The sequence below is a fragment of the Xanthobacter autotrophicus genome, assembly GCF_029991245.1.
Classification (GTDB): domain Bacteria; phylum Pseudomonadota; class Alphaproteobacteria; order Rhizobiales; family Xanthobacteraceae; genus Xanthobacter; species Xanthobacter autotrophicus_C.
This window is the reverse complement of sequence record NZ_JAIVFO010000140.1, coordinates 1-11,881: the sequence shown is the minus strand read 5'-3', so window position 1 is coordinate 11,881 and position 11,881 is coordinate 1. Positions and strand designations below refer to the sequence as shown.

Here is an 11,881-nt window from a genome sequence, read left to right as displayed (position 1 = left end):
GAGGATCTTGTGACCCATCTGCGCGAGCGCAGCCAGGGTATTCTGGGACGTGGTGGACTTGCCGATGCCACCCTTCCCGTAAAACGCGATCTGTCGCAGCGAAGACATCTGTCTCTCCTTCGAACCTATACGGAAGACCACCGCGCGCGTGGCGCGAGGCCGTTTCTCTCGTCAGTAATATCGGTCGGAAACGCCCCGCGGGTTGTGGGAAGGAGCGCTACGCTGGCAGTCGGCCTAGGCGTGCACTCAGCCCTCACTCGCTGTTGCGCCAAGGAAAGAGCAACCAGCGTGCCACTCGCCGTCGGCACCCTCAAATCTTTGATTTACATCAAAATCCCGGCGTCCGGGCGGGCTGTGCCATGCTGTTTCGAACATGACAGCCCGCTTTTGCTGTGTCGGAATTAAAACAACTGGTGTGCATGCGAACGTCCGCGTGTCTGAAAGCATTCGCGCGCATGCGGCCGCGAGCACGCGGGCGGTCGGGGGCGCTCGCGTGCGTGGGTGCGTCGCGTGCGCGCGCGGGCGTTGAAACACAGGGTGAACAGCGCCGGGCGCCCGGACCGGGCGGCCGCTCCGCTGGCTCAGGAACGGAACTTGCTTGATGCGATCGTTGCACGCCCGGCCCGCATGTTCGCATGGGGGCGAGCGAACGGGTGAAAGCCCCGTCCAGGGGAAGACGAGCGAGGGTTAAGATGCAGATCGGCGTTGAGACTTCCAAGGCAGTGGACCAGCGGCGTGTCTTCGTGGTGGACGAGGACGAGATCACGCGCGCGGCGCTCCAGTTCATGCTGCACGACGAGATCGAGACCCACGAGCTCGCCAGCCCGGAGGAGGCCTATGAGAAGGGCACCGGCTGGCTGGTGCCGCATGTGATCCTGCTCGGCGTCTCCCTGCTCCAGACGCGCGGCGACGGGCTCATCGCCGAGCTGAAGGCGAAGTTCCCGGATGTGCGCATCCTCATCGTCACCGACAAGGCCAGCGAGGCCGTGGCGGTGGGCGGCCTCAAGGCCGGCGCCCATGGCGCGGTGGTGAAGCCGCTGACGCTGGAAGCCGTGCGCAAGAAGGTGGACACCGTGCTCGGCCGCGGCGGCGCCGCCCCGCTGGTTCAGCTCACCGTGATGAAATAGCCTGCCGTGGCCACCGTCACCTTCTACGAGAAGCCGGGCTGCGCAACCAATGCCCGGCAGAAGCTCGCCCTGTCCAATGCCGGCCACACGCTGGTGGTCCGCAGTCTCCTGACCGAGGCCTGGACGGCCGAACGCCTGCGCGGCTTCTTTGGTGACACCCCGGTCGCCGCCTGGTTCAACCCGGCGGCGCCGAAGGTGAAGGCCGGCGCGGTGGACCCCGCCGCGGTCGATGCGGATGCCGCCATTGCGCTGATGCTGGCCGAGCCGCTGCTCATCCGCCGGCCGCTGGTGGAGACGGACAGCGGGCGCTGCGCCGGCTTCGACCGCGAGCCGGTCCTGTCCCTGCTGGGGCCGTCCGATCCGGGGGCGCGGCCGATCGAAGGCTGCTCCAGCCCGCACGCGCCGTGTCCGGACCCGGCCGAACGCAAGGCGTCCTGACCCATGAATGCTGCCCCGCCCGTTGCCCGTCCGGCCGAGACGGCGCTCGCCTATCACGCGCGCACCAAGCACAGCCTCAAGGCCTATGCGGCGGGGCCGGAAACCCTGGACTGGGACGCCCAGCCCAACCCGTTCCGGGAGTTCGAGGGCTGCCCGCGCCTCGCCCTGCCGCTCGCGGCGGAGGATCTCGCGGTCGCCTATGACGCGATGGTCACCCCCGGCGCGGTGCCGGCGGCGCCGCTGGATCTGGCCGGCGTGGCGCTGCTGCTGGAACTGTCCTTCGGCCTGGCCGGCTGGAAGCAGTACGGGCCGGATCGCTGGGCCGTGCGCTGCAATCCGTCCAGCGGCAATCTGCACCCCACCGAGGCCTATGTGCTGGCGTCCAACGTCGCCGGCGTGCCCGACGGGGTCCACCACTATGTCAGCCGCGACCATGTGCTGGAGCAGCGCTTTGCCGCGCGGACTTCGACCTCGGTCGCCTTTGCCAGCGCGTCGGGCTTCGTGATGGAGCGCAGCTTCGCGCGAGCCGCGGCAGGTCCGGCGCGGCTTCATCTCGCGCTTTCCTCCGTCCATTGGCGCGAGGCGTGGAAATATGGCGAGCGGGCGTTCCGCTATTGCCAGCTCGATCTCGGCCATGCCCTCGCCGCCGTGCGCTATGCCGCCGCCTGCCTCGGCTGGAGCGCGCGCATGGTGGAGGGCGTGGACAGCTCCCAGATCGCGCGTCTGGGCGGCTTCGACCGTGAGGCGGATTTTGCCGGGGCCGAGCGGGAGGACCCCGACATCCTCATCCAGATCACGCCGGCACCGGCCGTTGCCGTCCCGCCGCCGGCGCCGGGGCTGGGTGGCTGGACGGGGACGGCCAATGTGCTGGACCGGCACAAGCTTTATCGCTGGCCGGTGATCGATGCGGTGAGCGCAGCTACCCATGGCGGTGCGGGCGCGCCCGACCCGGCCCCGGCCATCGCCCCGGAGGTGCCGCCGCGCGCGGTTACGAACAACGCGGCGAAGGCCTCCGCGGTGATCCTCGGGCGCCGCAGCGCCCAGCGCTTCGAGGCCAAGACCAGCGCCATGCCGCAGGAGGTCTTCTTCGGCATGCTGGAGGCGCTGATGCCGGGCGCCGCAGCGCCCTTCGATGCCTGGGGCTTCACACCGCGCATCCATCCGCTGCTGTTCGTGCACCGGGTGGAGGGCCTTGCCCCCGGCCTTTATGCGCTGCCGCGGCGGGAGGGGATCACGGACGCCCTGAAGGCGGCGCTGCGGCCCGATTTCCAGTGGGTGAAGCCGGAGGGCTGTCCCGACCACCTGCCGCTGTATCGGCTGGTGGAGACCGACTGCCGCGGCATCGCCCGCACCATCAGCTGCCACCAGGCCATCGCCAGCGACAGCAGCTTCGCCCTGGCCATGCTCAGCGAGTTCGAAGCCACCGTGAGCGCCGACCCGTGGCGCTATCGCCAGCTGCACTGGGAAGCCGGGCTCGTCGGCCAGGTGCTCTATCTGGAAGCGGAAGCGGCCGGGTTCCGGGGCACCGGCATCGGCTGCTTCTTCGACGACGACCTGCACCGGCTCGTGGGCCTTGAGGGCCTGGAGTTCCAGTCGCTCTATCATTTCACGGTGGGGCGCCCCGCCATCGACACCCGCATCACCACCGAGCCGGCCTATCCCGGCCGCTCGGCCTGAGGGAATTCAGGAGCACGCCATGAGAGAGCGCATTCCCTTCCGCTGCATCGGCGTCGAGGAGGCAGCACTCATCGTCGGCGAAGGCCGGGCCGTGCTGCTCGACGTGCGCGACGCCAACAGCTATGCCGCCGGCCATGTGGAGGGCGCGCGGAACATCACCTTCTCTGCCCTGTCGGACGTGATCGGCGCCACCCCGAAGGCGCAGCCGGTGGTGATCTATTGCTACCACGGCAATGCCAGCCGGGAGTTTGCCCAGACCCTGTCGGATTTCGGCTTCGCGGCGGTGTTCAGCGTCGATGGCGGCTACGAGGCGTGGCAGGCCTTCGAACGCGCGCGCGGCCCCGCGGCGCCGCTCGATGCCGCCCTTTCCGGCTGGCTCGCCAGCCTTGGCTTTCCCGCCGATGGCGTGAACGCGACGGCGGAAAATGGCATGACCCCGCTCATGAAGGCCTCCCAGGAGGGGCTTGCCGACGTGGTGGCGGGCCTCATCGCCGCCGGTGCGGCGCTGGACGCCCGCAATGGGGATGGCAACACCGCCCTGTGGCTCGCCTGCGTCGGCAATCACCCGCACATCATCGATGCGCTGGTGGATGCCGGCATCACCATCGACAGCCTCAACGACACCGGCGCCACGTCGCTGATGTATGCCGCCTCCGCCGGCAAGGTCGAGGCGGTGGAAAAGCTGCTCGCCCGTGGCGCCGATCCGCGTCTGGAGACACAGGATGGCTTCTGCGCGCTGGATCTTGCGGCCAATCTCGAATGCCTCAAGCTGCTGCGCGCCGCCACACGGCGCGAAGCGGCGCCGGCGTGAGGGGGTTTGAAGGCGAGAGGGTGCCGAGGCCGTGTTTCCCCGCAAACGCGTCTTTGTCCCGTAGACCGCCCCTTCCGGGCGCTATAAGCCTGCCAGCTGTATCGGAACCGGCATAGGCGGGGCGGCGCATGACCTACAGATGGTGGACGCAGGCGAGCGTGGATGCCCTCCTCGCCGAGGACGCGCCTTATGGCGACCTGACCACCGAATCCCTTGCCCTCACCGGCCGCAAGGCGCGTCTGACCATGGCCATGCGGGCGGACGCCACCGTGTGCGGCGTCGAGCTGGCGCGGGATCTGTTCGCCACCGCCGGGGCCCATGCCGATGTGCTCGCCGCCACCGGAGCGCGGGCGCCGGCGGGCGAGACCATCCTGATAGCGCAGGGCACGGCAGGCCCCATCTTCCGGGCGTGGAAGGTGGCGCAGACGCTGGTGGAATATCTCTCCGGCATCGCCACCCTCACCGCCGATATCGTCGCCGCGGCCCGCGCCGTGGCGCCCGACATCGCGGTGGTGACCACCCGCAAGACCCTGCCCGGCGCCAAGGCGCAGATGATAGCCGCCATCCGCGCCGGCGGCGCCTTTCCCCACCGGCTCGGATTGTCGGAAACGCTGCTGCTGTTTCCCGAGCACCAGGCCTTCCTGACCGATCCGGCCGCCGGCATCGCCGCGCTGCGTCGCGCCGCCCCGGAGAAGAAGGTGGTGGTGGAGGTGAAGACGCTGGACGAGGTGGACGCGGTGCTGGCGGTCCACCCCGACGTGCTTCAGTGCGAGAAGATGACCCCCGACCACATCGCCGAGGTGGCCCGCCGGGTGGCGGCCCGCGCGCCGGAAACCAAGGTCGCGGCGGCGGGCGGGGTGAATCTCGCCAATGCCGCCGCCTACGCCGCCGCGGGGGCCCATGTGCTGGTGAGCTCCGCCCCCTATTGGGCCAAGCCGGCAGACGTGAAGGTGGTGATCTCGCCGGCCTGAGGCGCGCCCGGGTCCGCACGCTCAGGTCCGCACGCTCACGTCCGTGCATTCGAGCCGCGCGGTTCACACGCTGGAAACTGATTTTCCGGACCAGCTGCGGTGCCATTTTCCGCGTGAATGCGGTTGTTCGGGCAACCGAACAAGACAAAGCTCCGAGTATCTGGACAATGACTACGTAGTTCTACGGAGGTCGCCGCGCCGAAAACGTGGGCCTTCTCTGTCATGAACCTGTCGAACCCCACACAAGCCATCGGGCTGTCGCATTCGCGACATCCTCTCAGATCCGTCTTTTGCGCCTGTTTTCAATAGCTTGAACAGGTGGCACAAGCCTTGCCAGTGACTTTGGCAGGGAGCGCTCAGGCGCAGGTGGACGGACTGATGATCACGCTCACGACCAATGCTCTGTCGGCAATCAAGGCAGCCCTGACGGGCTCGGCGCAGGCAGATGGCCTGCGTGTGGTCGCGAAGGCCGGTTCCGGCAATGGCGTGAACTACCTGATGCATCTCGACAGCCGGGCGCGCGACGGCGACCTCATTCTCGAGCAGGGCGGTCTCAAGGTGTTCATCGATGGGCCATCCCGCTCGGTGGCGCGCGGCATCGTCATCGATTTCGTGGATTCGGAGACGGCGCGTGGCTTCGTGTTCGAGGACGATCCGGCAGCGCTGATGATGATGGCAGGCGGGGGCTTGCGGAACTGACGAGGGTCCGGGCCCAGCCCGGTGGAGTTCATTCATCCCCGCCGGCGCGGCGGGGGGAGATCGGAAGGGACCCATGCTCGCGAAGTCACCATCGGCCATACTGGCGCGCACCAGCCGGGCATCTGCGGATGCCAGCGGCGCTGCCGCAGGGACGGTGCCGGCCCGCACGGTTTTCCTGAACGACACCACGCTCAGGGACGGCGAACAGGCACCCGGCGTCGCCTTCACCCGCCGGGAGAAGATCGAGATCGCCGAGCAGCTGGCCGCGGCCGGCGTGCCCGAGATCGAGGCCGGCACCCCGGCCATGGGCGACGAGGAAATCGAGACCCTGCGCTCCATCGTCTCCCTCAAGCTGCCGCTGCGCGTCGCCGCCTGGTGCCGCATGAGCGAGGAAGACCTCTTCGCCGCGGTCTCCGCCGGCGTGAACTACGTCAATCTCTCCATCCCCACCTCCGACCGCCAGCTGAAGGGCAAGCTCAACCGCGACCGCGACTGGGCGCTGGGGGCGGTGCGCCATGTGGTGACGCTGGCGACGAAGCTCGGCTTCACCGCCGCCGTGGGCTGCGAGGATGCCTCCCGCGCCGATCCGGACTTCCTGTGCCGGGTGGCCGAAGTGGCGAAGGAGGCGGGTGCCTTCCGCCTGCGCCTCGCCGACACGCTGGGGGTGCTCGATCCCTTCTCCGCTTATGCGCTGGTGCGGCGTGTCGCCAATGCGACGGACCTCGAGATCGAATTCCATGCCCATGACGACCTCGGCCTCGCCACGGCCAACACGCTTGCCGCCGTCACCGGCGGGGCGCGCCATGCCAGCGTGACGGTTGCGGGCCTTGGGGAGCGGGCGGGCAATGCGGCGCTGGAGGAAGTGGCCATCGCCCTGCGCCAGACCTCCCGCTCGGAGACCGGTATCGATCCGCAGGCGCTGCGGCCGCTGGCGCAGAAGGTGATGGAGGCGGCCGGCCGCCCCATGCCCCGCACCAAGGCCATCGTGGGCGAAGACATCTTCACCCACGAATCCGGCATCCACGTTTCCGGCCTGCTGAAGGATCGCGGCACCTATGAGGCGCTGAGCCCCGAATTGCTGGGCCGGGCGCATCGGGTGGTGCTGGGCAAGCATTCGGGCCTGGCCGCCATCCTCAAGGCCCTGTCGGACCAGGGGCTGGCGGTGGACGAGGCGCGCGGGCGGGCCATCCTCGCCCGGGTGCGCGACTTCGCCATCCGCTCCAAGAATTCGGTCTCCCCGGAAGTGCTCAGGCGCTTCTACGAGGACAGCTTCACCGAAGAGGCGCTCAAGCGTCGCCACGCCGCAGTGATGGGAGCCTGACCCATGATCATGGGAAGCCCGAAATGGCAGGGGACCGACGTTCCGCTCGCCTCCGCCGCGGCGGAGGCTGAGCAGGCGTCCGCGCTCTCGGTGTGGCGCCTCATCCGCGAGGACGTGGATTGCGTGAAGTCGCGCGATCCGGCGGCCCGCAACACGGCGGAGATCGTGCTCACCTATCCCGGCGTGCATGCCGTGATCTGGCATCGGCTGGCGAGCCGCCTGTGGCGGCGGGGCATCAAGTTCCCGGCCCGCTTCCTGTCCTGGCTCGGCCGTTTCCTCACCAATGTGGACATCCATCCCGGTGCCACCATCGGCCGGCGCTTCTTCATCGATCACGGCGCGTGCGTGGTCATCGGCGAGACCGCCGAGGTGGGCAACGACGTGACGCTCTATCACGGGGTCACCCTGGGCGGCACCTCCTGGACCTCCGGCAAGCGCCATCCCACCCTGCGCGACGGGGTGCTGGTGGGCGCGGGCGCCAAGATCCTCGGCCCCATCACGGTGGGGGCGGGCTGCCGCATCGGCGCCAATTCTGTGGTGATCGAGGACGTGCCGCCGGCCATGACGGTGGTGGGCATTCCCGGCCGGGTGGTGAAGCCCATGGCCGACCGTCGCCGCGTGGGCGACGGCCGTATCGACCTGGAGCATCACCTGATGCCGGACCCGGTGGGCGAGGCCATCGTCTCGCTGCTCGACCGGATCGAATTCCTGGAGGCGCGCCTTGCGCACCTGCAGAGCGAACGCCCGCGCAGCCGCAGCGCCACGGCCGACGAAGCCGCGTGACGCTGGTGGTATTCGGGAAGAGTGACAACAAGGAGGTCGCGATGTCGGTTGTCGACAAGCTGAAGTCCCTGCACAGCGCGGAAGAGTTCTTCGAGCTGCTACAGGTGGATTATCAGCCGGAAGTGTTGCAGGTGCTGCGCCTGCACATTCTGCGGCGCATGGGCCAGTACCTCGTCTCCGCGGAGTTCGAGGGCATGAGCGAGGATGAGATCTTCTCGGCTTCCCAATCCATGCTTGGGCAGGCCTATGAGGACTTCATCAAGTCGAATCCGATGGCCGAGCGCGTGTTCAAGGTGCTGAAAGAGCACGATCCGAGCCGCCCGCCCGAGCCCGGCCCGAAGCCCGCCTTCGTGCCCCTGACATCCCTGAAAACGGGAAGCTGAGGCTTTAGGGCGCGATCCGGGCACATGGTCCATCTTCCCGGTGAATCGCCCTCTCGACCAGAGATAGAGACCACGTTGTCCGATCAATTTGCGCTGCAAGCTGATGGGTGCGTGCTCTAGCCCTCAAGTCGCGGCGCCCCCTGAGGTTCACCGTTTTGGTGGCCTCCGTCCGCGGCCTGACCACTCCCGCCGGAGGCTTCTGCCCCCGGTCGGCTGCCCTCTCCCCGCCCATTGTTTGTTGAATTTCAGACGTTTTTTATGTTTTTCATCCGGCTGGTCGCTCGGCCGCATGCGGGGAGAGGGCAGATTTTTCAAATGGCGCCGGCGCTTCCGGCGGCCAGACCCCGTCGCCATGCGAATGTCGGTTTCGGCGGGTTGCGCGTTGCGTCCAAGCCCCGCGCCCTTGTGGTTCGTTGAACGCTCCCCCGATCTGCCCGCCGGCCATATCCGGTTCCGCGCCATGCCGGGCGCGTGCCGCGCCGGGCCAGAGCGCGCTCCGAGCCAATTGATCCATTTGCCTGGTGAATCCCCCTCTGATCTGAGGGAGGCGAAACGCGTTATCCGATCCGCTTGAGGCATCGGCTGATCGGCGCGTGCTCTGACCCAAGAGGCCTGCAGGCGCCGCCGCATTCCTGATCCGCCTCAGGCCGCGGCGGGTGAGGTTGGTCTCCTTTCCGCGCAAGGATCCGATTCCTCCGGCCTGCCTTCCCCCGATGGCGGCGGGCGAACGGCGGCGCTCCGCATCGTCATCGACCGTGAAGGACGAGTCGCGACTGCTCCCTCCGCGTGCATTGAATCCATGGGCCAGCGAGGGATGTGCCTCCAGCTGAGTCCCGATCATCCCCCGTGTCCGGCTCCCGCCCGCCTTCAGGGCCGATGGATGGCCGGCGGCGGTAGGCTGATGGGTCCATCATGCGGGATAGTTTTCCGCATGGTGCAAATGACGCTGAATCGGAGGCAAAAAGGCCTGTTTCAGCAGCAGAAATCGGCCTTCTCACACTATTTGTGCAGTGCGGCCGGCTTGAACCCCAGGTCGGATGGGAGTAGTCAAGCGCCGCTCGTTTCCTGCGGCGGCTCGTCTCATGCGCCCGCCAGCAGATCGGTTTCCGGGGACAAGGGATGGCCCGCAACAAGATCGCCCTCATCGGGGCCGGCCAGATCGGCGGCACGCTCGCCCTTCTCGCCGGGATGAAGGCGTTGGGCGACATCGTCCTGTTCGACGTTGCGGAAGGCGTGCCGCAGGGCAAGGCCCTCGACCTTGCGGAACTCACCCCCGTGGAAGGCTTCGACGCCGCCTATGCCGGCGCGTCCAGCTATGATGCCATCGCCGGTTCCGACGTGGTGATCGTCACCGCCGGGGTGGCGCGCAAGCCGGGCATGAGCCGCGACGACCTGCTCGCCATCAACCTCAAGGTGATGGAGCAGGTGGGCGCCGGCATCCGCAAGTATGCTCCTGACGCTTTCGTCATCTGCATCACCAATCCGCTGGATGCCATGGTGTGGGCGCTCCAGCGCTCCAGTGGCCTGCCTCCGGAAAAGGTGGTGGGCATGGCGGGCGTGCTCGATTCGGCGCGCCTGCGCTATTTCCTGGCCGAGGAGTTCGGCGTCTCCGTGGAGGACGTGACGGCCTTCGTCATGGGCGGGCACGGCGACACCATGGTGCCGCTGGTGCGCTATTCCACCGTGGGCGGCATCCCGGTGCCGGACCTCATCCGCATGGGCTGGACCAGCGAGGAGCGCATCGCCGCCATCGTCCAGCGCACCCGCGACGGCGGGGCGGAGATCGTCAACCTGCTCAAGACCGGCTCGGCCTTCTATGCGCCGGCGGCCTCGGCCATCGCCATGGCGGAGAGCTACCTGAGGGACAAGAAGCGCGTTCTGCCCGTCGCCGCGCGGCTCGACGGGGAATACGGGCTCAAGGACATCTATGTGGGCGTGCCGGCTGTCATCGGCGCGCGTGGCGTGGAGCGTATCGTGGAGGTCGAGCTCGACCGATCCGAGCGCGCCATGTTCGACAGATCGGTCGCTGCCGTCGAAGGACTGGTGGAGGCCTGCCTGAAGATCGCACCCGGTCTCGGGAAGTGATCTCGACTTGACGGCGCGCCGCAAGGTGCGCCGTTTTCGTGCCGGCGGAACGACCGGCGAGGTGAAGGAGACGAATGCTCCCCTTCCGGGGACCCCAGCGGCGGCCTGAGGGCTGTGCGGCCCGGGGTTCCTTCTGCGGTGGAAGCGGCGCGGACCATCTGGCCCCGCATTTTGCGAGGCGCGGTCCGTCCGGGGCGGGGGAGGGGCGTTTCGCAACCCTGAGGGACGCAGAGATGAATATTCACGAGTACCAGGCCAAGGCGCTGCTGAAGAAGTACGGCGCGCCGGTCTCGCGCGGCGTGCCCGTGCTGAAGGTGGAAGACGCCGAGGCGGCGGCCAAGGAACTCGGCGGTCCGCTCTGGGTGGTGAAGTCCCAGATCCATGCGGGCGGGCGCGGCAAGGGCAAGTTCAAGGAGCCCGAGGCCGGCGACAAGGGCGGCGTGCGCCTCGCCAAGTCCATCGACGAGGTGAAGACCTTCGTCTCCCAGATGCTCGGCAACACCCTCGTCACCATCCAGACCGGCCCGGCCGGCAAGCAGGTGAACCGCCTGTATCTGGAAGACGGCTCCGACATCGAGAAGGAGTTCTACATCTCCCTCCTGGTGGATCGCGCCACCTCCCACGTGGCCTTCGTGGTGTCCACCGAAGGCGGCATGGACATCGAGGAAGTGGCCCATTCCCACCCGGAGAAGATCATCACCTTCTCGGTGGACCCGGTCACCGGCGTTCAGGGTTACCACGGCCGCAAGATCGCCAAGGCCCTCGGCCTGACCGGCGACCTCGCCAAGCAGGCGGGCAAGCTCGCCGAGGTGCTCTACACCGCCTTCGTCGATACCGACATGGCGATGCTGGAGATCAACCCGCTGATCATCACCAAGGATGCCCAGCTGCGCGTGCTTGACGCCAAGGTCACCTTCGATTCCAACGCCATGTTCCGCCACCCGGAGCTCGCCGAGCTGCGCGACCTGACGGAAGAGGACGCGAAGGAAATCGAGGCCTCCAAGTACGACCTCGCCTACATCGCCCTTGATGGCACCATCGGTTGCATGGTGAACGGCGCGGGCCTCGCCATGGCGACCCTCGACATCATCCAGCTCTACGGCGAAAGCCCGGCGAACTTCCTCGACGTGGGCGGCGGCGCCAACGAGGAGAAGGTGACGGCGGCGTTCAAGATCATCACCGCGGACCCCAACGTGAAGGGCATCCTCGTCAACATCTTCGGCGGCATCATGCAGTGCGACGTGATCGCGCGCGGCGTGCTGGCGGCGGTGAAGGCGGTGGGCCTCCAGGTTCCGCTGGTGGTGCGCCTCGAAGGCACCAACGTGGAAGAAGGCAAGACGATCATCCGCGAGTCGGGTCTGAACGTGATCCCGGCGGACGATCTCGATGACGCGGCGCAGAAGATCGTCGCGGCCGTGAAGAAGGAAGCTGCGTGATGTCCGTGCTTATCGACGCCAACACCAAGGTCATCACCCAGGGCTTCACCGGCAAGAACGGCACCTTCCACGCCCAGCAGGCCATTGCCTACGGCACCAAGATGGTCGGCGGCACCTCGCCGGGCAAGGGCGGCACCACCCACCTGAACC

At 67.9% G+C, this 11,881-nt stretch carries 12 protein-coding genes and 1 pseudogene; 12 read left to right on the top strand and 1 reads right to left on the bottom strand.

Features of this window, described 5'->3' with window-relative positions:
• A partial coding sequence (locus K9U41_RS18730) for an ArsA-related P-loop ATPase (RefSeq protein ID WP_282642386.1) occupies nucleotides 1–108 on the bottom strand: 108 nt, incomplete at its 3' end.
• A 584-nt stretch (nucleotides 109–692) separates the two neighbouring features.
• Here K9U41_RS18730 and K9U41_RS18725 point away from each other — a divergent pair.
• The 12 genes and pseudogenes from K9U41_RS18725 to K9U41_RS18670 form a co-directional block, all read left to right on the top strand.
• Nucleotides 693–1,127 carry a response regulator gene (locus K9U41_RS18725; RefSeq protein WP_282642384.1) on the top strand — a complete coding sequence of 145 codons (435 nt, stop codon included), beginning with the start codon at nucleotides 693–695 and terminating at the stop codon, nucleotides 1,125–1,127.
• A gap of 6 nt (nucleotides 1,128–1,133) precedes the next feature.
• Nucleotides 1,134–1,565: an ArsC/Spx/MgsR family protein gene (locus K9U41_RS18720; RefSeq protein WP_282642383.1), complete on the top strand. Its 432-nt coding sequence runs from the start codon at nucleotides 1,134–1,136 to the stop codon at nucleotides 1,563–1,565.
• A gap of 3 nt (nucleotides 1,566–1,568) precedes the next feature.
• A complete protein-coding gene (locus K9U41_RS18715) occupies nucleotides 1,569–3,242 on the top strand; it encodes a SagB/ThcOx family dehydrogenase (protein WP_282642382.1) in 1,674 nt (557 codons plus the stop codon).
• 19 nt (nucleotides 3,243–3,261) lie between these two features.
• Complete coding sequence (locus K9U41_RS18710) at nucleotides 3,262–4,053, top strand: rhodanese-like domain-containing protein (protein ID WP_282642381.1); 792 nt, start codon at nucleotides 3,262–3,264, stop codon at nucleotides 4,051–4,053.
• A gap of 128 nt (nucleotides 4,054–4,181) precedes the next feature.
• Entirely contained in the window at nucleotides 4,182–5,024 is an 843-nt protein-coding gene (modD, locus tag K9U41_RS18705; protein ID WP_282642380.1) for a ModD protein, read from the top strand.
• A gap of 378 nt (nucleotides 5,025–5,402) precedes the next feature.
• Nucleotides 5,403–5,723: a HesB/IscA family protein gene (locus tag K9U41_RS18700; protein WP_282642379.1), complete on the top strand. Its 321-nt coding sequence runs from the start codon at nucleotides 5,403–5,405 to the stop codon at nucleotides 5,721–5,723.
• Nucleotides 5,724–5,796: 73 nt separating this feature from the next.
• Complete coding sequence (gene nifV / locus K9U41_RS18695; RefSeq protein ID WP_282642378.1) at nucleotides 5,797–7,044, top strand: homocitrate synthase; 1,248 nt, start codon at nucleotides 5,797–5,799, stop codon at nucleotides 7,042–7,044.
• A gap of 3 nt (nucleotides 7,045–7,047) precedes the next feature.
• Nucleotides 7,048–7,827, top strand: coding sequence for a serine O-acetyltransferase (gene cysE, locus K9U41_RS18690; RefSeq protein ID WP_282642377.1), 780 nt, complete (start codon nucleotides 7,048–7,050; stop codon nucleotides 7,825–7,827).
• 41 nt (nucleotides 7,828–7,868) lie between these two features.
• On the top strand, nucleotides 7,869–8,210 hold the full coding sequence (gene nifW, locus K9U41_RS18685) for a nitrogenase stabilizing/protective protein NifW (protein WP_282642385.1): 342 nt from the start codon (nucleotides 7,869–7,871) through the stop codon (nucleotides 8,208–8,210).
• 1,119 nt (nucleotides 8,211–9,329) lie between these two features.
• Complete coding sequence (mdh, locus tag K9U41_RS18680; protein WP_282642376.1) at nucleotides 9,330–10,295, top strand: malate dehydrogenase; 966 nt, start codon at nucleotides 9,330–9,332, stop codon at nucleotides 10,293–10,295.
• Between the two features lie 233 nt (nucleotides 10,296–10,528).
• A complete protein-coding gene (sucC, locus tag K9U41_RS18675; RefSeq protein WP_282642375.1) occupies nucleotides 10,529–11,731 on the top strand; it encodes an ADP-forming succinate--CoA ligase subunit beta in 1,203 nt (400 codons plus the stop codon).
• Nucleotides 11,731–11,881: pseudogene (locus tag K9U41_RS18670) on the top strand (succinate--CoA ligase subunit alpha); the annotation flags it as partial. The gene sucC and the pseudogene K9U41_RS18670, both read left to right, overlap by 1 nt.